The following is a 21,157-nucleotide window of genomic DNA, read 5'->3' as shown; positions in this document are numbered from 1 at the left end:
GTCGGGCCGCGGGAACGAGGCGTCGTCCCAGGCCCTAGGCCACGTGCTGCGGGCGTATCGGCCTGCGCTTGTGCTGCTTGGCCCAGAGCCACTTCTGGGTCAGCAGTGTGAGGGTGCCGGCGAGGATGATGGCGAGCAGGTTGAGCAGGAGCTGCTCGGTCGAGCCCCACATCTGCTTCGCGTCGCCGTAGCTGAGGGCGACGGCGGCGTTCGCGGCGGCCGGGACCGTCGTCACGGAGATCGCCACACCGACCAGCGCGCCGGACTTCGCCGAGGTCAGCGACAGCGTCCCGGCGGCTCCCGCGAGGATCGCCACCACGAAGGAGAACCAGTCCGGGGCGTACACGAACCCGGTGTTGGGGCGGTCCGCCTCCAGCTTGGCCTCGGTGAACAGGCCGACGCCGTCCATGAACCAGCTGAAGGCGACCGTCACGGCCATCGCCGCGGCGAAACCGGCCAGCAGCGCGATCAGCGACCGCGCGGCGAGCCGCGGTGCCCGCTGCACGGCGGCCGTGCAGATCCCGGCCAGCGGCCCGAACTCGGGTCCGACCGCCATCGCGCCGACGATCAGGATGGCGTTGTCGAGGACCACACCGCACGCCGCGATCATCGTCGCCAGCGTGATGAAGGCGACGTAGGTGACGGAAAGAGTCGACTCCTCGTGCGTCGCGTCCGAGAGCTGCTCCCACAGCACCGCATCCGCTGCCTCGCCCGGCGCCTCGTGCTCGGCCCGGTCGGCGCGCCTCGACAGCGACAGGTCGATGTTCTCCACGGCGATGGAACCGGACTTGTCCAGCCCCAACTCCCGCAGCTCCTGGAGGAGTTCGTCGCCCGCCTCGCGGGCCACGTCGCACATCACGACGTCCCCCGAGGGGTTGCGGGCCGCACCCGGCATCACACAGACATGGGCGGTGCCGACCGTGTCCTCGATCAGGCGGACCACGTCGTCCGTCCGGTCGGCGGGAGTGATCAGGCGCAGATGCAGCATGGCGGCAGCGTAGCCGCGCTCACAGCTTGCGCAGACTCAGTCTCTGCACCGTGTGGTCCGGGCCCTTGCGCAGCACGAGGGTGGCCCGGCCCCGGGTGGGGGCGATGTTCTCCACGAGGTTCGGCTTGTTGATGGTGCGCCACATGGTGCGCGCGTAGTCGAGGGCCTCCTCCTCGGAGACCTGCGTGTACTTGCGGAAGTACGAGGACGGGTCCTGGAAGGCGGTCGCGCGCAGCTTCTTGAACCGGTTGAGGTACCAGCGCTCGATGTCCTCGGTGCGGGCGTCGACGTACACGCTGAAGTCGAAGTAGTCGGCGAGACCGACGCGGGTGCGGCCGTCCTTGCCGGGCAGGGCGGGCTGCAGGACGTTGAGGCCCTCGACGATCAGGATGTCGGGCCGGCGCACGGCGAGCTTCTCGCCGGGGACGATGTCGTAGATCAGGTGCGAGTAGACGGGCGCCGTCACCTCGGCCTTCCCGGCCTTGATGTCGGCGACGAAGCGGGTCAGGGCCCGGCGGTCGTAGGACTCGGGGAAGCCCTTGCGCGACATCAGGCCGCGGGCCTGGAGCTCGCTGGTGGGCAGCAGGAAGCCGTCGGTCGTCACCAGCTCGACGCGCGGGTGCTCGGGCCAGCGGGACAGCAGCGCCTGGAGGAGGCGGGCGACGGTGGACTTGCCGACCGCGACCGATCCGGCGACGCCTATCACGAAGGGCGTGCCCGACTGGGAGCCCTGCTCGCCCAGGAACGTGTTCAGCGCCCCTCGGAGTCCGTCCGTGGCGCCGACGTACAGATTCAGCAGCCGGGACAGCGGCAGGTAGATGTCCCGCACCTCGTCGAGGTCGATGACGTCGCCGAGGCCGCGCAGCTTCTCGACCTCCTCCGCGGACAGCGGCAGCGGCGTCTTGTTGCGCAACGCGCTCCACTCGGCTCGGGTGAGGTCGACGTAGGGAGTCGCCTCCGGCCGCTGCCGGTGGGCGCTCCGGGGCATCGAGGGGACCGGAGAGATCACAGTCCATTGTTAACGGAGTTTGAACCGGGGGGAGGGTGGGGTGCGTCACGCCGGGGCGGTGCCGGGTGCGTGCGGGCGCCGATCGGAGGGCTTTCGCGGTGTGGCGGGCGGGGTGATCACGGGGGCGTCACGGTCGGGTACCGGGTCGGGCGGCTCATGATCATTTGTGAGGTTCCTGTGCATAGAGTGCGCTGACACCTTGCGGAGGGCCCGCACGCCTTCGTGTGTCCCCGCACGCCATCGCGTGCTCCGTGCATCCGAAAGCGCGTGCCTCCGCGCATCCGAAAGAGAGAACCCGACGTGAGATCCACCGCCGTTCGCCGTGCCGCCCTCGCCGCGTCCACCGCCGCGCTCGCCCTGCTCGTCACCGCCTGCGGCGGCGGCAGCGGCGACGACGGCAAGGACGAGGGCGGCTCCTCCGCGGCCCCGGAGACGACGGCCGCCGCCAAGGCGCTGACCGCCGCCGAGCTGGAGAAGGCGGCCCTGGCGCAGGCCGACGTCAAGAGCGGCAAGGTCACCACCAAGGTGCCGGCGGCGGACAACATCGCGCAGGACAAGGTCACGACGGACGACGAGGCCTGCGCGCCGCTCGCGTACGTCCAGGCGGGCACGTTCGTCGGGACGCCGGCCGCGACCGCCAAGCGCTCCTGGGTCAGTGAGCCGAAGAAGCCCGCCGAGGGTGCGAGCGTCGAGGACAGCGTGCTGGCCGCCCTGAACATCGAGAAGGTCGTCGTGACGCTCTCCTCCTACGAGGACGGCGGCGCCGAGAAGGCGATGAAGGACCTGACCACGGCCGCCGAGAAGTGCGCGGGCGGCTTCGCCTACACCGCCAACGGCACCGAGACCAAGGTCCTGTCGGTCGCCACGACCGGGGCGCCGAAGGGCGGGGACGAGGGCCTGGCCGTGACGGTGACGATCGCAGCCGAGGAGGGCGTGAAGGCCCCGATGAAGGTCGTCGTCGTCCGCAAGGGCGCCACCGTCGCGTACTTCCCGGCCGTGAACCTCGCCTCGGCCGCGTCCGGCAAGGACTTCGCCTTCCCGGCGGAGATCGTGGACGCGCAGGTGGCCAAGCTCGGCTGAAGCGGTTCTCCGACGCCCTGACGTGCGTCGCTTTTGCGCGGATTGTTCCTTTCGCTGCGCGGAATCATTTCCACCGGGGGTTCGTACCCCGGTGGGAATTTCCGATTTCGGGCACGCGGCGACCGTTTTCAGAGTGGATCTGATCGTAGGCTGCCGTTCCATGTGCGGAATCGTGGGATACGTGGGGTCGCAGTCGGCGCTCGAGGTCGTGACGGCCGGACTGAAGCGACTGGAGTACCGGGGCTACGACTCGGCGGGCGTCGCCGTGCTCGCGGACGGCGGGCTGGCCGCGGCCAAGAAGGCCGGGAAACTGGTCAACCTGGAGAAGGACCTGACGGAGCGGCCCCTGCCGACCGGCACGACCGGCATCGGGCACACCCGCTGGGCCACCCACGGCGGACCGACGGACGCGAACGCCCACCCGCACCTCGACAACGCGGGCCGGGTCGCCGTCGTCCACAACGGCATCATCGAGAACTTCGCGCTGCTGCGGGCCGAACTGGCCGAGCGGGGGCACACGCTGGAGTCCGAGACCGACACCGAGGTCGTCGCCCACCTCCTCGCCGAGGAGTTCTCCTCCTGCGCCGACCTCGCGGAGGCGATGCGGCTGGTGTGCCGGCGACTGGAGGGCGCGTTCACGCTGGTCGCGGTGCACGCCGACGAACCGGACGTCGTCGTCGGGGCCCGCCGCAACTCGCCCCTCGTGGTCGGCGTCGGCGAGGGCGAGGCCTTCCTCGCCTCGGACGTCGCCGCGTTCATCGCCCACACCCGCTCCGCGATCGAACTCGGCCAGGACCAGGTGGTGGAGCTGCGCCGCGACGGCGTGACGGTCACCGGCTTCGACGGCGGGCCCGCCGACGTGCGGTCGTACCGCATCGACTGGGACGCCTCGGCCGCCGAGAAGGGCGGCTACGACTACTTCATGCTCAAGGAGATCGCCGAGCAGCCGAAGGCGGTCGCCGACACACTGCTCGGGCGCATCGACCCGGCCGGCTCGCTGACCCTGGACGAACTGCGCATCTCGGTGGCGGACCTGCGCGAGGTGGACAAGGTCGTCGTCGTGGCGTGCGGTACGGCCTTCCACGCCGGGCTGATCGCCAAGTACGCCATCGAGCACTGGACGCGGATTCCCTGCGAGGTGGAGCTGGCGAGCGAGTTCCGCTACCGGGACCCGATCCTGGGCCCCCGGTCGCTGGTCGTGGCGATCTCCCAGTCCGGCGAGACGATGGACACCCTGATGGCACTGCGCCACGCCCGCGAACAGGGCTCCAAGGTGCTGGCCATCTGCAACACCAACGGCTCGACCATCCCGCGCGAGTCCGACGCCGTGCTCTACACCCACGCCGGACCGGAGGTCGCGGTCGCCTCCACGAAGGCGTTCCTGACGCAACTGGTGGCGTGCTACCTGGTGGCGCTGTACCTGGGCCAGGTGCGCGGCACCAAGTGGGGCGACGAGATCCGGGCCGTGATCCGGGACCTCTCGCATATCTCGGGCGCGGTCGAACGCGTCCTGGAGACGATGGAGCCGGTCCGGGAACTGGCACGCTCGCTCGCCGCGAAGAACACGGTGCTGTTCCTGGGGCGGCACGTGGGCCATCCGGTCGCCCTGGAAGGCGCGTTGAAGCTGAAGGAGCTCGCCTACATGCACGCCGAGGGCTTCGCGGCGGGCGAGCTGAAGCACGGGCCGATCGCCCTCATCGAGGAGGACCTTCCGGTGGTGGTCGTCGTCCCGTCACCGCGCGGCCGCTCGGTGCTGCACGACAAGATCGTCTCCAACATCCAGGAGATCCGCGCCAGGGGTGCCCGCACGATCGTGATCGCGGAGGAGGGCGACGAGGCCGTCGTCCCGTACGCCGACCACCTGATCCGCGTCCCGGCCACCCCGACCCTGCTCCAGCCGCTGGTCGCGACGGTGCCGCTCCAGGTGTTCGCCTGCGAACTGGCCACCGCCCGGGGCAACGACGTGGACCAGCCGCGGAACCTGGCCAAGTCGGTCACGGTGGAGTAGGGCAGGGCCGGCCGTCCCCGGGGGCCGGCGTGCGCGCGCCGTAGGCTGCTCGGCATGAGCATCATCGGGGTCGGTATCGACGTCGCCGAGATCGACCGGTTCGCGGCGTCCCTCGCGCGTACGCCGGGGATGGCGCGGCGGCTGTTCCTGGACAGCGAGCTGTTCCTGGCCAGTGGGGAGCGGCGGGGGGTCGCCTCGCTGGCCGCCCGGTTCGCCGCCAAGGAGGCGCTGGCCAAGGCGCTGGGCGCGCCGGCCGGGCTGCACTGGACCGATGCCGAGGTGTACGTCGAGGACAGCGGGCAGCCCCGCTTGCGGGTGTCCGGGACGGTCGCCGCGCGGGCCGCCGAACTCGGGGTGCGGTCGTGGCACGTGTCCCTCAGCCACGACGCCGGGGTCGCCTCGGCCGTGGTCGTCGCGGAAGGGTGAGGCCGGCCGGCCCCACCCCCCTGCGGGCGTCCGTCAGCAGATCGACTGGGTGCTGTTGACCAGCGTGTTGTTGCGGAACGTGGTGTTCGTGCCGCACGGGTTCTCCCTGATGGCGGAGTTCGTCACCGTCAGGTTCTGGATGGTGATGTCGGAGTTGTTCGGGAACTCCGTGCGCGCCGCCAGGCGGATCTCGCCGCCGCCGCTGACCGTGCCGCTCTGGGCGGCGAGGTTCACGTTGTAGCAGTTCTCGATGAGGATCGCGTTGTTGCCGGTGTTGGAGATGCTGACCCGGTCGATGACCGCGCCGCCGCTCTCCGACACGCAGAACACACCGCGTCCGCCGCCCCGGGCGACGACCTCTCCCACCCGGATGTTGGTCGGGTAGCCGCTGCCCACCCGGCCGTTGCGGTTGGCCATGCGGAAGGCGGCGTAGCCGGTGCCGGTGCCCGCGCCGTCGGCGTCGACCTTCGTCACCGTGGCGTTGACGGTCTGGTTGAACAGCAGGCCCGACCCGCCCACGTTGCGGGCGGTGACCGTGCCGATGGTGATGCCGTCGACGCCGTACGTCTCGACCGCGTGGCTGGAGGCGCCGGACACGTACACCGAGTCGATGCGGACGTTCCTCGTCCACTGGCTGGTGTCGCCCCGGTTGTCGATCCGGACGCCGAGGCCCGCCGACAGGCGCATGTCGATCTGGCCCAGGACCACGTTCTGCACGTTGCGCAGGAAGACGCCGTACAGCGGGGTGCCCGTGACGTTGAGGTGCTGGACCTCGATGTCGCGGGTGCCGCGCGAGTAGACCGGCGCCTGGTCGCCCGAGCCGCTGCCGGTGACGTTGATCGTGCCGCAGACGTCGAGGGCGGTGTAGCTGGGCAGGGAGATGCGGGACCCGGCGGACAGGGAGCCGGAGCCGCGGACCACGACCCGTTCCTTCGCCGTGCGGCCCGACGTCAGGCTGCCGATCGCGGCCTGCACGGCCGAGCGCATGTCGCCGCCGGTGTAGACGACGCTGCTGCCGCGCCGTGCGGTCCAGGTGCTGCCGCTCAGGACGGCCTCGGCGTGGTAGGTGCCGTCACCGCAGGCGGCGGCGCGGGCCGGGGCGGCGGTGGCCGGGGCGGCGCTGGTCGGCGCGGCGGTGGCCGGGGCGGTCAGTACGCCCGCCGCGGCGAGGAGGGCACCGGCGGCGGCGACGGCCGCGCGCCCGCGGCCGGTCCTGGGGAGTTTCGGGAGTAAGGCTCTGCGTCCCATGGGGACGGTCCTCCGCTCGTCGTCGAACCGATTCCTCATGAATCGATTCACCTGTGGGGGTCGGCCAGACTGTGGCAAGGGCGTGCCGGGAGGTCAACGGGTTGCGTCGGTTGTCGAGAACTTTCGATTCCCAGGGCTGCCGGGCACTGCCGGGGCTGCCGGGGGGCGTGGACCGTGCGCGGAGTCGCACGCCGCCCGGCGTCCCGCGCCCTCGTGCGGGACACTCGTCCCCATGCGTAGTGCCTACAGCGTGGAAACCGTCAGGACCGCCGAACGCCGACTCATGGAACGGCTTCCCGAGGGGGCGCTGATGCAGCGCGCCGCCGCCGGACTCGCCGCCGCCTGCGCCGAGTTGCTCGGGCGCGTGTACGGCAGCCGCGTCGTCCTGCTCGTCGGCAGCGGCGACAACGGCGGCGACGCCCTCTACGCCGGTGCCCGCCTCGTCCGGCGCGGCGCGGGCGTCACGGCGGTGCTGCTCACGCCCGACCGCACCCACGCGGGCGGCCTCGCGGCGCTGCGCCGGGCCGGCGGGTCGGTCACCGGCTCCGCCGCCGCCGGTGAACCGATCGCGCGCGCCGACCTCGTGGTCGACGGCATCGTCGGCATCGGCGGCAAGGGCGGGCTGCGGCCGGACGCGGTGCCCCTCGCGGCGGCCGCCGAGCGGTCCCGGGCCGCCGTCGTCGCCGTCGACCTGCCGAGCGGCGTGGACGCGGACACCGGTGAGGTGCGCGGCGCGGCGCTGCGGGCCGACCTGACGGTGACGTTCGGGACGCACAAGCCGGGGCTGCTGGTCGATCCGGCACGGGACCACGCCGGTTCCGTACGGCTGGTCGACATCGGACTCGAACTGCCCGCCGAGCCCGACCTTGAGGCGCTCCAGCACGCGGACGTCGCCCGGCTGCTGCCCGTGCCGGGCGCCGAGAGCGACAAGTACCGGCGCGGCGTCGTCGGCATCGCCGCCGGGTCGGGCCGCTACCCCGGCGCCGCCGTGCTGGCCGTGTCCGGCGCGCTGCGGGGCGGCGCCGGGGCCGTGCGGTACGTGGGTCCCGCCGGGGACGCCGTGATCGCCCGGTTCCCCGAGACGCTCGTCTCCGACCGGGGTCCGAAAAAGGCGGGGCGCGTGCAGGCGTGGGTCACCGGACCCGGCGCCGGTGACGACGCGGGCACCGTCGCCGAGGTGCTGGCGGCCGACGTGCCCGTGCTGATCGACGCCGACGGGCTGCGGCTGGCCGACCGGGACGCCGTACGGGCCCGGACCGCGCCGACCCTGATGACCCCGCACGCCGGAGAGGCCGCCGCGCTGCTCGGCGTCTCCCGCGAGGAGGTCGAGGGGGCCAGGCTGGCCGCGGTGCGGGAGCTGGCGTCGCGGTACTCGGCGACGGTGCTGCTGAAGGGCTCGACGACGCTGGTCGCCGATGCGGAGGGCGGGCCGGTGCGGGTGAACGCGACCGGGACGTCGTGGCTTGCCACCGCCGGCAGCGGCGACGTGCTGTCCGGACTCGCCGGTTCGCTGCTGGCGGCCGGGCTGCCGGCGCGGGACGCGGGCAGCGTGGCGGCGTACCTGCACGGGCTGGCGGGGCGCTTCGCCTCCGACGGCGCGCCGGCGGGCGCGCACGACGTGGCGGAGGCGGTGCCGAGGGCCTGGCGGGACGTCATGGGCCGGTAGCGGTTACGGAGTTGAGGCGGCCGGCGCCCCGGACGGGTGGTCGCCCCGCACGAGGCCCGGAAACGCCGCCGGCCCGCGCGAGGCCCGGAAACGCCGCGGGACCGGACACCGACTGGCGTGGCCGGACACCGACTGGCGTGGCCGGACACCGACTGGCGTGGCCGGACACCGACTGGCGTGGCCGGACACCGACTTGCTGGGCCGGAAAGCCTCCTGGCTGCGCCTGGCTTGCGTGGCTGTGAGTGGCCCGCTTGGCTGCGCTCAGCCTCCGTGGTCAAGCCCGGAGCCTCCGTGGTCGGGCTCGGTTTCTGGCCTGCCCGGAGTCTTCGTGGCTAGGCCCGGCTTCCCGGCCTGCCCAGGGCTCCGTGGGCACCCCCGGCCTCCCGGCCACGCGCCCGGCCTCCCCGGCCGCCCCCGGCCGGGAAACCGCGCCCGTGCGTCCGAGTGACCCCCCAGCGCGCCGCCCCCGTCGCCACCCCGCCCCGCGCTTGTCTGATCGCATGATCAGCAGACGTGTCGTGCGTCGGAGTGTCGCGGTGCTGCTCGCCGCCGTTGCCGTGCTGCCCGTCGGGGCCGCCTCGGGGGTGCCCGGCGCACCCGTGCCGCCGGGGACCGGGCCCGAGGGGCGGCTGGTGAGCGGGCCGGAGCCGGGGCCGTTCCGGCCGGGGGCGGTGGACACGCCCGACCAGGCGTTGCCGCCGGAGGTGTACACGCCGAGCGCCGCCGAGGACGCCGTGGAGCCGCCGGACGCGGCGGAGGGCACGGACGACCTCGTCGAGCACATGCCGCCCGGCGGGGCGGACACCCGGGCGGCGGGCTGTACGAGGCGGACCGGACCGTACCAGCGGCAGGCCGAGCGGTGGCTGAGGCTGAGGGCCGACGGCAGGCAGTCGCCCGCCGACTGCCGGGCCATCCGCGCCTTCCAGCAGTGGCAGGGCATCAGGCCCGCCGTCGGCTATGCCGGTCCCGTCACCTGGGCCCGGATGCGGCTCGTCTCCGCGCAGTTGAGGCCCAACGCCGGGCGCAGATGTCCCGTGCGCGCGTACCGGGTCGCCTGCGTCGATCTCGGCAGGCAGCTGACCTGGGTGCAGAAGGGCCGGAAGGTGCTGTACGGGCCGGTGCCGATCCGCAGCGGGCGGGCCGGGTACCGCACCAGGGCCGGCTGGCACCGCGTCTACTGGCGGCACAAGAACCACTGGTCGACGCTGTACCGCACGCCGATGCCGTACGCGCAGTTCTTCAGCGGCGGCCAGGCCTTCCACGGCATCTACGGCAGCGTCCACGCCCGGCCCGGTTCCATGGGGTGCGTCAACCTGCGGGTCCGGGACGCGCGCGCACTGTGGAGCGTGCTGCGCAAGGGCGACCGGGTGTACGTGTGGGGCCGAAAGCCCGGGACGTAGGCGAGGCGCGCGCGGCTGCCGGGCCGGGCGCGCGCCCGGCCGGGCCGGGCTGTCGGAGCCCTCTGAGAGACTGGGGGCGCGATGACTGAGACAGCAAGCCCGCGGACGGCACCCCTGCGCGCCCGCGCCGAGATCGATCTGGCCGCCCTGCGGGCCAATGTGCGCGCCCTGCGCGCCAGGGCCGCCGGAGCCGCCCTGATGGCCGTGGTCAAGTCCGAGGGATACGGCCACGGCGCGCTGCCGTGCGCCCGCGCGGCCGTCGCGGCGGGCGCCACCTGGCTCGGCACGGCGACGCCCGAGGAGGCGCTCGCGCTGCGCCGCTCCGGGGGCCTGCCGCCGGATGTCCGGATCATGTGCTGGCTGTGGACGCCGGGCGGGCCCTGGCGCGAGGCGGTCGAGGCCGATCTCGACGTGTCGGTCAGCGGCATGTGGGCGCTGCGCGAGGTCACCGAGGCCGCCCGGCAGGCGGGCCGCCCCGCGCGCGTGCAGCTCAAGGCCGACACGGGCCTCGGGCGCAACGGCTGCCAGCCCGGCGACTGGGCCGAGCTGGTCGCCGAGGCCCTGCGCGCCGAGGCCGACGGCCTGCTGCGGATCACCGGCCTGTGGTCCCACTTCGCCTGCGCCGACGAGCCCGGCCACCCCTCGGTCGCCGCGCAGCTCACCGTCTTCCGGGAGATGCTGGCGCACGCCGAGGCGCGGGGCGCCCGCCCCGAGGTGCGGCACATCGCCAACTCGCCCGCCACGCTCACGCTCCCCGAGGCCCACTTCGACCTCGTACGGACCGGCATCGCGCTCTACGGCATCTCGCCGAGCCCCGAAGTCGGCACCCCGGCCGACTTCGGGCTGCGCCCCGTGATGACGCTGTCGGCCTCGCTGGCCCTGGTCAAGCACGTGCCGGGCGGCCACGGCGTGAGCTACGGGCACCACTACACGACGCCCGGCGAGACCACCCTCGGCCTCGTCCCCGTGGGCTACGCGGACGGCATCCCGCGGCACGCCTCCTCGGCCGGTCCGGTCCTGGTGGACGGCAAGTGGCGCACGGTCGCGGGGCGCGTGGCCATGGACCAGTTCGTCGTCGACCTCGGCGGTGACGAGCCGGCGCCCGGCGCCGAAGCGGTGCTGTTCGGCCCCGGCGACCGCGGCGAGCCCACCGCGGAGGACTGGGCGCAGGCCGCGGGAACCATCGCGTACGAGATCGTCACCCGGATCGGGTGGCGCGTCCCGCGCGTCTATGTGAACGAGGAACCCGGACCGCGGGAGGGGTGACACCCGGCACCCGCCCACGGGTGACCCGTGGGGCGGCCTCAGCGGCCGAAGCGCGGGTAGAGGCACAGACAGGGACGGCGTCCGGGACGGCGACGGCGGCGACGAGGAGGGGTTCGTGAGCGAGAGCAGCGCGGAGGCCGTGGCGAACGCCGCCACGGCCGCCGCCGCGTCCGCGGCCCGCGGCGCCGCCGCTGCCGGTGGAGCGGCGGGCACCTGGCGCCGGGCCGGCCTCGCGGGCGCCGCGATCGGCATCGTCGCGGCGGGCGCGGCGGCCGGCGTGGCCATAGAGCGGCTCACCGTCGGCCGCGGCATGCGCCAGAAGGCCCGGTTGGCACTCGACTCGGCGGGCCCGTACGGCGGGCTGCGCGGCATGCCCGGCAAGGCCCACGCCGACGACGGCACCGAGCTGTACTACGAGGTCGACGAGGTGGACCCGGAGGCCGTGGGCGCGACCGGGCCGCGCCGCAGGCGGCTGTTCGGCCGCAAGGCGCCCGCGCCCGTCACGGTGGTGTTCAGCCACGGCTACTGCCTCAACCAGGACTCCTGGCACTTCCAGCGCGCCGCGCTGCGCGGTGTCGTGCGCACCGTGTACTGGGACCAGCGCAGCCACGGCCGCTCCGGGCGCGGCGTGGCCCAGGTGCAGGACGGCACGCCGCTCGACATCGAGCAGCTCGGCCGCGATCTCAAGGCCGTCGTCGACGCCGCCGCCCCCGAGGGGCCGCTCGTGCTGGTGGGGCACTCGATGGGCGGCATGACCGTGATGGCGCTGGCCGACCAGTTCCCCGAGCTGATCCGCGAGCGTGTGGTCGGCACCGCCCTCGTCGGCACCTCGTCGGGGCGGCTCGGCGAGGTCAACTTCGGACTGCCGGTGGCCGGGGTCAACGCGGTGCGGCGGGTGCTGCCGGGCGTGCTGAAGGCGCTGGGGCAGCGGGCCGAGCTGGTGGAGAAGGGGCGCCGGGCGACGGCCGACCTGTTCGCCGGGATCATCAAGCGGTACTCGTTCTCCTCACGGGACGTCGATCCCGCCGTCGCCCGGTTCGCCGAGCGGATGATCGAGGGCACGCCGATCGACGTGGTCGCCGAGTTCTACCCGGCGTTCACCGACCACGACAAGACGGAGGCGCTCGCCCACTTCCGGGAGATACCGGTGCTCGTGCTGGCCGGCGTCGGCGATCTCGTCACGCCGAGCGAGCACAGCGAGGCCATCGCCGACCTGCTGCCGGACGCGGAGCTGGTGCTCGTACCGGACGCCGGGCACCTGGTGATGCTGGAGCACCCGGAGGTGGTCACGGACCGCCTCGCCGACCTGCTCACGCGCGTGGGCGCGGTGCCGGCAGGAGCTACCGTGGGGGGCTATGGAAGCACCAGCGGCACCGCACAACCCGGTTGACACCCGGCTGACGATCACCTCGCCCGACCAGATGAAGGAGCTGGGCCGCCGGCTCGCCAAACTGCTGCGCGCCGGCGACCTCGTGATGCTCTCCGGTGAACTGGGCGCGGGCAAGACGACCCTGACCCGCGGGCTCGGCGAGGGCCTGGGCGTGCGCGGCGCGGTCACGTCCCCGACGTTCGTCATCGCGCGCGTGCACCCCTCGCTCGGCGACGGCCCGCCCCTCGTGCACGTCGACGCCTACCGGCTGTCCGGCGGCCTGGACGAGATGGAGGACCTGGACCTCGACGTCTCGCTGCCGGAGTCGGTGATCGTCGTCGAGTGGGGCGAGGGCAAGGTCGAGGAGCTGACCGAGGAGCGGCTGCAGGTCGTCATCCACCGTGCCGTCGGCGACACGACCGACGAGGTGCGGCACGTGACGCTGACCGGGCTCGGGGAGCGCTGGGCGGCGGTCGATCTGAGCGTGCTGGCGGCCTGAGCCGTACGGCCGACCCGCCCGGCCGGCGCACCGGCACGCGGCCGGCCCGGATCGGCGGCTCCGCACCGGCCCGGGCCGACGTACCGACACGGCGTCGGGAAAATCTTGCGCCGGGCCTCCCATGCGTGGTCACATGGTATCCAGTCCGTGGTTAGGTCTGCCTAACCACGCCCGCCCCCGGCCCCCAGGAGGCGTCCATGCCCACGTCAGAGACCACGCCGCAGCCGTCCGCGGTCGCCGGGGTGTCCATGCGTGACCTGCTGGCGTCCTGTGCCGCCGCGCAGGCGGTCTCCACGCCACCGCGGGCGCCGGAACCGGGCGGGACGGGCGAGCCCCGGCCGTCGGGACGCACCCTGCCGCCCGTGGGCCACCGGGAAGCCGCCTGAGGCCCTCCGGCCGCCGCCTGGGTCCCCGGTCCCCTGTGGCGGGCGCGGGCAAGCCGCCCACGGCGCCTAGCGGATGACGACGACCTTCCGGCCGATCGTCGCGAACCGCCACATCGCGTCGCCGTCCGCGCGGGTCTCCCGGATGCCGCCCGTTTTCTTCCTCGGGTTCCTCGGGGTGGCCGGCGCCGAGTCGTCCACCGCCGCGCTGAAGCCGATGGACACCCCGTCGACGCCGGCGAAGCGGACGACGTGCTCGACGGGGACGCCGTCGGAGCCGCGCACCGAGTTCGAGCGGGACGTGACGGCGTAGACGCCGGGCAGCGGGTCGACCGCGCCGGGCCTGACCCGGAACGAGCGCCGGACCCGGTCGCCCTCGCCGACCAGCCACACCCGGTCGTCGTCCAGCGAGTACACGACCCGGACGCCCTTCCCGGACCCGGCCGGCAGCGCGGTGGGGTGCCGCTTGGCGCGGGGCGCCTTGGCGGCGGCCACCTCGGGCGGGACGGTCGCCTGCGGCCTGCCGAACTCGGCGGGCGCGGTCGCCGACGCCTGGTACGCGAGGAAGCCCACCGTCGCGAGGGCCGCCGCGGTGAGCCCGGCCACGATTGCGGAGCTGCTGCTTGCCACCGTCGTCCCACCTCTCCCGTACGTCGTCCGCACTGCTCGCGCACGGTAAACGGACCGTCGCGTTCCGTGGCGACGGTAGCAGGAGGCGGCCACCCGGGCCGGGGCGACGGTGCGGGCGGCGCCGGAGCCGTAGGCTGTTTGCGTGCTCTTGCTCGCTCTCGATACCGCAACTCCCGCCGTGACCGTCGCGCTGCACGACGGCACGGACGTCATCGCCTCGTCCAGCCAGGTGGACGCCCGCCGACACGGCGAGCTGCTGCTCCCGGCCGTCGACCGCGTGCTCGGCGAGGCCGGCCTCGCCCTCGGCGCGGTCACCGGCGTCGTCGTCGGCATCGGCCCCGGCCCGTACACCGGGCTGCGCGTCGGTCTGATGACCGCCGACACCTTCGGGCTCGCGCTCGGCGTGCCCGTGCACGGCGTGTGCACGCTGGACGGCCTCGCGTACGCGGCCGACCTGCCGGGCCCCTTCGTCGTGGCGACCGACGCCCGCCGCAAGGAGGTCTACTGGGCCCGCTACGCCGACTCCCGCACCCGCGTCACCGACCCGGCCGTCGACCGGCCCGCCGACATCGCCGAGCAGGTCGAGGGCCTGCCCGCGGTCGGCGCGGGCGCCCTGCTGTACCCGGACACCTTCCCGCAGGCGCACGAGCCCGAGCACGTGTCCGCCGCCGCCCTCGCCCGACTCGCCGCCGAGAAGCTGGCCCGCGGGGAGGAACTGCCGGCGCCCCGGCCGCTGTACCTGCGCCGGCCCGACGCCCAGGTGCCCAAGAACTACAAGGTGGTCACCCCCAAGTGACGGGACGGACGACCGGAGCGAAGACCGCGTCGGTGACTCCCGTGCTGCGCGAGATGCGCTGGTGGGACATCGACCCCGTGCTGGAACTGGAACGCGACCTCTTCCCCGAGGACGCCTGGTCGCGCGGCATGTTCTGGTCCGAGCTGGCGCACTCGCGCGGCCCCGAGGCGACCCGGCGCTACCTGGTCGCCGAGGCGGACGGGCGGATCGTCGGCTACGCGGGCCTCGCCTCCTCCGGCGACTTCGCGGACGTGCAGACCATCGCCGTGGCCCGCGAACAGTGGGGCACCGGCCTGGGCTCCCGGCTGCTGACGGAACTGCTGAAGGCCGCGACCGCCTTCGAGTGCGCCGAGGTGATGCTGGAGTGCCGCGTGGACAACGTCCGCGCGCAGAAGCTGTACGAGCGCTTCGGCTTCGAGGCCATCGGTTTCCGGCGTGGCTACTACCAGCCGGGCAACGTCGACGCCCTGGTGATGCGACTGACGACCACGGCGTCCGACGGCGGCAGCGCCGCGGACGCCTCCTCACCCTCCGTACAAGGAACCGAGATCCATGACTGACGAACCCCTGGTACTGGGGATCGAGACCTCCTGCGACGAGACCGGTGTCGGCGTCGTCCGCGGCACCACTCTGCTGGCGGACGCGGTCGCCTCAAGCGTCGACGAGCACGCCCGCTTCGGCGGTGTCGTACCGGAGGTCGCCTCGCGGGCCCACCTGGAGGCGATGGTCCCGACCATCGACCGCGCGCTGAAGGAAGCCGGGGTGAGCGCGACGGACCTGGACGGCATCGCGGTGACCGCCGGGCCGGGCCTGGCGGGCGCGCTGCTGGTCGGCGTGTCGGCGGCGAAGGCGTACGCCTACGCGCTCGGCAAGCCGCTCTACGGCGTGAACCACCTGGCGTCGCACATCTGCGTGGACCAGCTGGAGCACGGCGCGCTGCCGGAGCCGACGATGGCGCTGCTGGTGTCCGGCGGGCACTCCTCGCTGCTGCTGTCCTCGGACATCACCTCGGACGTCCGCCCGATGGGCGCCACCATCGACGACGCGGCCGGCGAGGCCTTCGACAAGATCGCCCGCGTGCTGAACCTGGGCTTCCCCGGCGGTCCGGTCATCGACCGGTACGCGCGCGAGGGCGACCCGGAGGCGATCGCGTTCCCGCGCGGCCTGACCGGCCCGCGCGACCCCGTGTACGACTTCTCCTTCTCCGGGCTGAAGACGGCGGTCGCCCGCTGGATCGAGGCGAAGCGGGCCGCGGGCGAGGAGGTCCCGGTGCGTGACGTGGCGGCGTCCTTCCAGGAGGCGGTCGTGGACGTGCTGACCCGCAAGGCGGTCCGGGCCTGCAAGGACGAGGGTGTCGACCACCTGATGATCGGCGGCGGCGTGGCGGCCAACTCCCGGCTGCGGGCGCTGGCCCAGGAGCGCTGCGAGGCGGCCGGCATCCGGCTGCGCGTGCCGCGCCCCAAGCTGTGCACGGACAACGGGGCGATGGTGGCCGCGCTGGGTGCGGAGATGGTGGCCAGGAACCGGCCGGCGTCGAGCTGGGACCTGTCCGCGGACTCCTCCCTGCCGGTGACGGAACCGCATGTGCCGGGCCACGACCACGTGCACGAGATCAGCGGGGAGAACCTCTACTCGTGACGGTCGCGCTGATGTGGGAGGCGCGGGCGGCCGACGGCCGGGGCGCGGACCTGCTCGCCTGGGCGCGCGCACAGCGACTCCCGGCGCGGCCCCTGCGCCGGGAGACCTTCCGCGCCCCGCAGGACCGGGTGCTGGTCGTCACGTGGTGGGCGGCGGAGTACGACGCGGACCTTCCGGAACTGCCGGAACCTCCGGGGGAGTTGGTGACGCGGGCGGTGCACCGGTGGCGGTTCGAGTCGCTGGGCGCCGACTGACCGCCCAGCCGCCGCCTGCGCACCGGACGACGAGGCCGTGCCGCCGTTCCCAGCGGGCGGCTGTCGCGGCCCTGCCCAGCCAGAAATAGTTCCGGGGCGCCGGTTCCGGCCACTGCGCGCTCTGAACGGTGGGTGAACTCCGGGGGTGTCCACCCGTCGCCCGGTTCGAATGTTTCGCGTCATCAGCCGAATGTTCCGGAGGTGCGGGACAGTGAGAGGTCTTCGTGCCGGGGCCGTACGGGGTTACGATCGCCGCCATGACATCACCGCAGCCCGCAGGAACCCGGACGCGAGGACGGTCCGCGCAGACCGCGACCCTCGCCGAGATCGCCCGCGAGGCCGGTGTGTCGGCGCCGACTGTTTCGAAGGTCCTCAACGGCCGAGCCGACGTCGCCCCGGGCACCCGGGCCCGCGTGGAGCAGTTGCTGCGCGCCCACGGCTACCGGCGCCGGCGCGCCGAGGCGAGCCGCTCGCCCCTGATCGACCTGGTCTTCCACGAGCTGGAGAGCGCCTGGGCGATGGAGGTCATCCGCGGCGTGGAGAACGTGGCCCGCGACGCCGGGCTGAGCGTCGTGCTCTCCGAGAGCGCGGGGCGGCTCACACCGGGCCGCAGCTGGGCCGACCAGGTCGCCGCGCGCCGCCCGCACGGCGTCATCCTCGTGCTGTCCGACCTCGACGGGTCGCAGCGCGCGCTGCTCACCAGCCGCTCCATCCCGTTCGTGGTGATGGACCCGGCCGGCGACCCGGGCGCGGACGTGCCGTCGATCGGCGCCACCAACTGGCAGGGCGGCCTCGCCGCCACCCGGCACCTGGTCGACCTCGGACACACCCGCATAGGCGCGATCAGCGGCCCGTCCCGCATGATGTGCAGCCGCGCCCGCATCGACGGCTACCGGGCCGCCCTGGAGACCGCCGGGCTGCCGGTGGACCCCGACCTGATCCGGGCCGGCGACTTCCACCACGACGCGGGCTACCGCCAGGGCCTGGCCCTGCTGCGCCGCCCCGACCGGCCCACCGCCGTCTTCGCCGGCAACGACCTCCAGGCGCTCGGGCTGTACGAGGCGGCGCGCGAACTGGGGCTGCGGATTCCCGAGGACCTCAGCGTGGTCGGCTTCGACGACCTGCCGGTGGCGCGCTGGGTGGGGCCGCCGCTGACGACCGTCCGGCAGCCGCTGACGGAGATGGCGGAGGCCGCGGCGAAGCTGCTGCTGGCCCTCGGGCGCGAGGAGGGCACCCCGGCCGCGACCCGGGTGGAACTGGCGACCAGCCTGGTGGTGCGCAGCAGTACGGCGGCGCCCCCGGCGTGACGCCCGAAACTTTTCGAAGCCGCCCGAGGCGCGACGCGCGACGGCCTCCGAGGGCTTCCCGGGTTCGGGAAGTCTGAGAATTTCCGAAGAAAGCCGCCCCGAGAGCGCGTCCTGAAATAATTCGGACGTACGTTCCTGCCCGTGACGGGAGACGACGGGAACGGCGACGCGGGCCCACGACGAGGCCGGCGCCCCGCCCTGCTGAAGGCCGCCGGCCTCGCGCTGGCCGGGGTGCTGGCGCTGGGCGTGGCCGCGGCGGGCTGGGCGTACGGGCACCTCAACGGCAACATCGACAGCGTCGACATCAACAGCGCGCTCGGCGACGACCGCCCGGCGGGACCGGAGCCGCCGGCCTCGTCCGGCGCGCCGCTCCGGTCCGGGGCGCTGAACATCCTGGTGCTGGGCTCGGACTCGCGCGCCGGCAGCGAGAACCGGCGGCTCGGCGGCGGCAGCGGCACCGGCGCCCGCTCGGACACGGCGATGGTCGTGCACCTGGACGCGGGCCGTACCAGCGCCACGGTGGTCAGCATCCCGCGCGACACGCTCGTCACGCGGCCGTCCTGTCCGTCGCCGTCGGGCGGCGACACGGCGGTGGCGCACCGGGCGATGTTCAACAGCGCGTACGCGGTGGGCGGTCCGGTCTGCGCGGTGAAGACGGCCGAGACGCTCACCGGCGTCCGCATGGACCACTACGTCGAGATCGACTTCGCGGGCTTCGCGAAGCTGGTGGACGCGCTCGGCGGCGTCACCGTCACCACCGAGGCGGACATCGACGACGACCTGAGCCGTCTGCGGCTGGCCGCCGGCACCCACCACCTCGACGGCACGCGGGCCCTGGCCCTGGCCCGCACCCGGTACGGCCTGGGCGACGGCAGCGACCTCGGCCGGATCGCACTCCAGCAGCACCTGGTGAAGGCCCTGCTGACGCGGCTCGGGGACACCGGTCTGCTCACCGACCCGGCACGGCTGTACGAGGTCGCGGACGCGGTGACCGGCAGCCTGACGACCGACACGGGCCTGGACTCGCTGGCCGAGCTGATCCGCCTGGGGCAGAGCCTGCGCGACCTCACGGCGGACGACGTGACGACGGTGACGATGCCGGTGGTCCCGGCGCCGGAGGACCCCAACCGCGTGGTGGCACGGGAACCGGAGGCGGCGGAACTGTGGGAGTCGCTGCGCTGACGGCGGTGGGGCAGGAACCGGGGCCGGTGGCCGGAGGCCCCGCGTCAGGCCGGGAACGCACGGCCGGCATCCACGACCGGGCGCGGCTGCGCCGGACCCCGGGCGTGGCCGTGCCGGACCCCGGGCGTGGCCGTGCCGGACCCCGGACCCCGGGCGTGGCTACGCCCGCACGCCGGGCCGGAAAAATCTCCCGAAGAAATTCCGGTGACCGTGTCGAGACGGCCGGAGCCCGATCGACGCACGGGTGAGAGGCCGGGAAGGACCCGGCCCGACCGACCCGAGGAGTCACCGTGCCCCGCTACATGTCGCTGATTCGCATCGACGAGAACAACATGCCCGCCGAGCACCCCGGCCCCGAGGTGATGGAGCGCATGGAGAAGCTGCTGGACGAGATGACCAAGGCCGGGGTGATGCTCGACACCGCCGGTCTGACGCCGACCGCGCAGGGCGCGCGCATGCACTGGAACGGCGAGAAGGTGTCCGTCACCGACGGGCCGTTCACCGAGACCAAGGAGGTCGTCGGCGGCTACGCGATCATGCAGTGCAAGGACCTGGCCGAGGCGCAGGAGTGGGCCTCCCGGTTCCTGAGGGTCCACGGCGAGGGCTGGGAGTTCACCTGCGAGGTGCGGGAGATCGTCGCCGGCTGAGCCCGCGCGTTCCTTGGCCGTTCGCCGCGCCGGGTGTCGAATGGGGTGCTGTGAGCCCACAGCACCCCGTCGGTCCGGCCGCCCCCGACGACCGCCCCGGTACCGCCACCGACCCCCGGGTCACCGTCGAGACCGTGTTCCGCATCGAGTCCCCGCGCATCATCGCCGGCGTCGCCCGCATCGTGCGGGACGTCGGGATCGCCGAGGAACTGGCGCAGGACGCGCTCGTCGCCGCGCTGGAGCAGTGGCCGCGCGACGGAGTGCCCGGCAATCCCGGCGCCTGGCTCATGGCCACCGCCCGGCACCGCGCCGTCGACCTGGTGCGCCGCCGGGACAACTACGCCCGCAAGCTCGCCGAGATCGGCCGCGACCTGGAGACCACGGCGCCGCCCGAGGAGCCCGCCGACCCGGAGGACATCGACGACGACCTGCTCAGGCTGGTCTTCACCGCCTGTCACCCGGTGCTGTCCGCCGAGGCGCGCATCGCGCTCACGCTCCGGCTGCTCGGGGGTCTCACCACCGCCGAGATCGCCCGCGCCCACCTCGTCCCCGAGGCCACGATCGCGCAGCGCATCGTGCGCGCCAAGCGGACGCTCGCCACGCGGAACGTCGCCTTCGAGGTGCCGTACGGCCCCGACCGCGAGGCCCGGCTCGGTTCCGTGCTCGACGTCATCTACCTGATCTTCAACGAGGGTTACGCCGCCACGGCGGGCGACGACTGGCTGCGCCCCGCACTGTGCGAGGAGGCGCTGCGGCTGGCCCGCGTGCTGTCGGCGCTGATGCCGAAGGAGTCCGAGGCGCACGCGCTGGCCGCGCTGCTGGAGTTCCAGGCGTCCCGCGCCACCGCCCGCACCGACGCGTCCGGCGAACCGGTGCTCCTCAAGGACCAGAACCGGCGCCGCTGGAACCGCATGCTCATCGCCCGCGGCGTCGCCGCGCTCGGCCGGGCCGAGGCCACCGCGGACGGCATGCTCGGCCCGTACGCCCTCCAGGCCGCGATCGCCGCCTGCCACGCGCACGCGTACACCTACGAGGAGACCGACTGGGGCCGCATCGCCACCCTGTACGCCCTGCTCGCGGCCCGCGCCCCGTCCCCGGTGGTCGAACTCAACCGCGCGGTCGCCGTCTCCATGGCCGAGGGCCCCGAGCCGGCCCTGAAGCTGGTGGACGCGCTGTCCGGCGTACCGGCCCTGCGGGACTACCACCTGCTGCCCAGTGTGCGGGGCGATCTGCTGGCCCGCCTGGGACGGGGACCGGAGGCCGCCGCGGAGTTCCGGCGCGCGGCCTCGCTCGCCCGCAACGCCCGGGAGCGGGAACTGCTGCTGCGCCGGGCGGCCGAGTCGGCCTGAACGCCCCTGCCA

General features: G+C 73.9%; 21 protein-coding genes. 17 read left to right on the top strand and 4 right to left on the bottom strand.

Features of this window, described 5'->3' with window-relative positions; all coding sequences use genetic code 11:
- Window positions 1-34 precede the first annotated feature (34 nt).
- Complete coding sequence (locus tag QC282_RS09920; protein ID WP_279548893.1) at window positions 35-988, bottom strand: DUF389 domain-containing protein; 954 nt, start codon at window positions 986-988, stop codon at window positions 35-37.
- 19 nt (window positions 989-1,007) lie between these two features.
- Complete coding sequence (gene coaA / locus QC282_RS09915; protein WP_279548892.1) at window positions 1,008-1,976, bottom strand: type I pantothenate kinase; 969 nt, start codon at window positions 1,974-1,976, stop codon at window positions 1,008-1,010.
- Between the two features lie 321 nt (window positions 1,977-2,297).
- On the opposite strand from coaA, the gene QC282_RS09910 reads away from it, so the two are divergent.
- The 3 genes from QC282_RS09910 (at window position 2,298) to QC282_RS09900 (ending at window position 5,511) form a co-directional block, all read left to right on the top strand.
- Complete coding sequence (locus QC282_RS09910) at window positions 2,298-3,077, top strand: hypothetical protein (RefSeq protein WP_279548891.1); 780 nt, start codon at window positions 2,298-2,300, stop codon at window positions 3,075-3,077.
- Between the two features lie 160 nt (window positions 3,078-3,237).
- Window positions 3,238-5,085 carry a glutamine--fructose-6-phosphate transaminase (isomerizing) gene (glmS, locus tag QC282_RS09905; RefSeq protein WP_279548975.1) on the top strand — a complete coding sequence of 616 codons (1,848 nt, stop codon included), beginning with the start codon at window positions 3,238-3,240 and terminating at the stop codon, window positions 5,083-5,085.
- 54 nt (window positions 5,086-5,139) lie between these two features.
- Window positions 5,140-5,511, top strand: coding sequence for a holo-ACP synthase (locus QC282_RS09900; protein WP_279548890.1), 372 nt, complete (start codon window positions 5,140-5,142; stop codon window positions 5,509-5,511).
- A gap of 33 nt (window positions 5,512-5,544) precedes the next feature.
- Here QC282_RS09900 and QC282_RS09895 read toward each other — a convergent pair whose 3' ends face one another.
- Window positions 5,545-6,759: a hypothetical protein gene (locus tag QC282_RS09895; RefSeq protein ID WP_279548889.1), complete on the bottom strand. Its 1,215-nt coding sequence runs from the start codon at window positions 6,757-6,759 to the stop codon at window positions 5,545-5,547.
- A 232-nt stretch (window positions 6,760-6,991) separates the two neighbouring features.
- Here QC282_RS09895 and QC282_RS09890 point away from each other — a divergent pair, with 232 nt between their 5' ends.
- The 6 genes from QC282_RS09890 to QC282_RS09865 all read left to right on the top strand — a co-directional run bounded on the left by QC282_RS09890 (window position 6,992) and on the right by QC282_RS09865 (window position 13,345).
- Window positions 6,992-8,425: an NAD(P)H-hydrate dehydratase gene (locus QC282_RS09890; protein WP_279548888.1), complete on the top strand. Its 1,434-nt coding sequence runs from the start codon at window positions 6,992-6,994 to the stop codon at window positions 8,423-8,425.
- 500 nt (window positions 8,426-8,925) lie between these two features.
- Window positions 8,926-9,825: a L,D-transpeptidase family protein gene (locus QC282_RS09885; protein WP_279548887.1), complete on the top strand. Its 900-nt coding sequence runs from the start codon at window positions 8,926-8,928 to the stop codon at window positions 9,823-9,825.
- An 81-nt stretch (window positions 9,826-9,906) separates the two neighbouring features.
- Window positions 9,907-11,091 (top strand): alanine racemase, encoded by a 1,185-nt coding sequence (gene alr / locus QC282_RS09880; protein ID WP_279548886.1) that lies wholly within the window; start codon window positions 9,907-9,909, stop codon window positions 11,089-11,091.
- Window positions 11,092-11,206: 115 nt separating this feature from the next.
- Entirely contained in the window at window positions 11,207-12,481 is a 1,275-nt protein-coding gene (locus QC282_RS09875; protein WP_279548885.1) for an alpha/beta hydrolase, read from the top strand.
- Window positions 12,447-12,959: a tRNA (adenosine(37)-N6)-threonylcarbamoyltransferase complex ATPase subunit type 1 TsaE gene (tsaE, locus tag QC282_RS09870; RefSeq protein ID WP_279548884.1), complete on the top strand. Its 513-nt coding sequence runs from the start codon at window positions 12,447-12,449 to the stop codon at window positions 12,957-12,959. Before QC282_RS09875 ends, tsaE begins: the two co-directional genes overlap by 35 nt.
- A 197-nt stretch (window positions 12,960-13,156) precedes the next feature.
- The gene (locus QC282_RS09865; RefSeq protein ID WP_279548883.1) at window positions 13,157-13,345 is read left to right on the top strand and encodes a hypothetical protein; all 189 of its coding nucleotides are present in this window, start codon (window positions 13,157-13,159) and stop codon (window positions 13,343-13,345) included.
- A gap of 66 nt (window positions 13,346-13,411) precedes the next feature.
- Here the strand turns inward: QC282_RS09865 and QC282_RS09860 are convergent, their stop codons facing one another.
- On the bottom strand, window positions 13,412-13,972 hold the full coding sequence (locus QC282_RS09860; protein WP_279548882.1) for a hypothetical protein: 561 nt from the start codon (window positions 13,970-13,972) through the stop codon (window positions 13,412-13,414).
- 142 nt (window positions 13,973-14,114) lie between these two features.
- Here QC282_RS09860 and tsaB point away from each other — a divergent pair, with 142 nt between their 5' ends.
- The 8 genes from tsaB (at window position 14,115) to QC282_RS09820 (ending at window position 21,145) form a co-directional block, all read left to right on the top strand.
- The gene (tsaB, locus tag QC282_RS09855; RefSeq protein WP_279548881.1) at window positions 14,115-14,768 is read left to right on the top strand and encodes a tRNA (adenosine(37)-N6)-threonylcarbamoyltransferase complex dimerization subunit type 1 TsaB; all 654 of its coding nucleotides are present in this window, start codon (window positions 14,115-14,117) and stop codon (window positions 14,766-14,768) included.
- 53 nt (window positions 14,769-14,821) lie between these two features.
- A complete protein-coding gene (gene rimI / locus QC282_RS09850) occupies window positions 14,822-15,328 on the top strand; it encodes a ribosomal protein S18-alanine N-acetyltransferase (protein WP_279548974.1) in 507 nt (168 codons plus the stop codon).
- Window positions 15,321-16,406: a tRNA (adenosine(37)-N6)-threonylcarbamoyltransferase complex transferase subunit TsaD gene (tsaD, locus tag QC282_RS09845; protein ID WP_279548880.1), complete on the top strand. Its 1,086-nt coding sequence runs from the start codon at window positions 15,321-15,323 to the stop codon at window positions 16,404-16,406. Before rimI ends, tsaD begins: the two co-directional genes overlap by 8 nt.
- On the top strand, window positions 16,403-16,660 hold the full coding sequence (locus QC282_RS09840; RefSeq protein ID WP_279548879.1) for a hypothetical protein: 258 nt from the start codon (window positions 16,403-16,405) through the stop codon (window positions 16,658-16,660). Before tsaD ends, QC282_RS09840 begins: the two co-directional genes overlap by 4 nt.
- Before the next feature lie 257 nt (window positions 16,661-16,917).
- On the top strand, window positions 16,918-17,967 hold the full coding sequence (locus QC282_RS09835; RefSeq protein ID WP_279548878.1) for a LacI family DNA-binding transcriptional regulator: 1,050 nt from the start codon (window positions 16,918-16,920) through the stop codon (window positions 17,965-17,967).
- Window positions 17,968-18,108: 141 nt separating this feature from the next.
- Complete coding sequence (locus tag QC282_RS09830) at window positions 18,109-19,149, top strand: LCP family protein (RefSeq protein ID WP_279548877.1); 1,041 nt, start codon at window positions 18,109-18,111, stop codon at window positions 19,147-19,149.
- 290 nt (window positions 19,150-19,439) lie between these two features.
- Window positions 19,440-19,796, top strand: coding sequence for a YciI family protein (locus tag QC282_RS09825; protein ID WP_279548876.1), 357 nt, complete (start codon window positions 19,440-19,442; stop codon window positions 19,794-19,796).
- A gap of 50 nt (window positions 19,797-19,846) precedes the next feature.
- A complete protein-coding gene (locus QC282_RS09820) occupies window positions 19,847-21,145 on the top strand; it encodes a sigma-70 family RNA polymerase sigma factor (protein ID WP_279548875.1) in 1,299 nt (432 codons plus the stop codon).
- Window positions 21,146-21,157 lie beyond the last annotated feature (12 nt).

The sequence above is a fragment of the Streptomyces sp. DH24 genome (genome assembly GCF_029813775.1).
Taxonomy (GTDB): Bacteria; Actinomycetota; Actinomycetes; order Streptomycetales; family Streptomycetaceae; genus Streptomyces.
This window is presented reverse-complemented; position numbering and strand designations above follow the sequence as displayed.

Coding starts and splice junctions, on each gene's coding strand:
- tsaE (WP_279548884.1), top strand. CDS start 12,447: ATGGAAGCACCAGCGGCACCGCACAACCCGGTTGACACCCGGCTGACG.
- coaA (WP_279548892.1), bottom strand. CDS start 1,976: ATGCCCCGGAGCGCCCACCGGCAGCGGCCGGAGGCGACTCCCTACGTC.
- glmS (WP_279548975.1), top strand. CDS start 3,238: ATGTGCGGAATCGTGGGATACGTGGGGTCGCAGTCGGCGCTCGAGGTC.
- rimI (WP_279548974.1), top strand. CDS start 14,822: ATGCGCTGGTGGGACATCGACCCCGTGCTGGAACTGGAACGCGACCTC.
- QC282_RS09890 (WP_279548888.1), top strand. CDS start 6,992: ATGCGTAGTGCCTACAGCGTGGAAACCGTCAGGACCGCCGAACGCCGA.
- alr (WP_279548886.1), top strand. CDS start 9,907: ATGACTGAGACAGCAAGCCCGCGGACGGCACCCCTGCGCGCCCGCGCC.
- QC282_RS09895 (WP_279548889.1), bottom strand. CDS start 6,759: ATGGGACGCAGAGCCTTACTCCCGAAACTCCCCAGGACCGGCCGCGGG.
- QC282_RS09865 (WP_279548883.1), top strand. CDS start 13,157: ATGCCCACGTCAGAGACCACGCCGCAGCCGTCCGCGGTCGCCGGGGTG.
- QC282_RS09900 (WP_279548890.1), top strand. CDS start 5,140: ATGAGCATCATCGGGGTCGGTATCGACGTCGCCGAGATCGACCGGTTC.
- QC282_RS09920 (WP_279548893.1), bottom strand. CDS start 988: ATGCTGCATCTGCGCCTGATCACTCCCGCCGACCGGACGGACGACGTG.
- QC282_RS09835 (WP_279548878.1), top strand. CDS start 16,918: ATGACATCACCGCAGCCCGCAGGAACCCGGACGCGAGGACGGTCCGCG.
- tsaD (WP_279548880.1), top strand. CDS start 15,321: ATGACTGACGAACCCCTGGTACTGGGGATCGAGACCTCCTGCGACGAG.
- QC282_RS09885 (WP_279548887.1), top strand. CDS start 8,926: ATGATCAGCAGACGTGTCGTGCGTCGGAGTGTCGCGGTGCTGCTCGCC.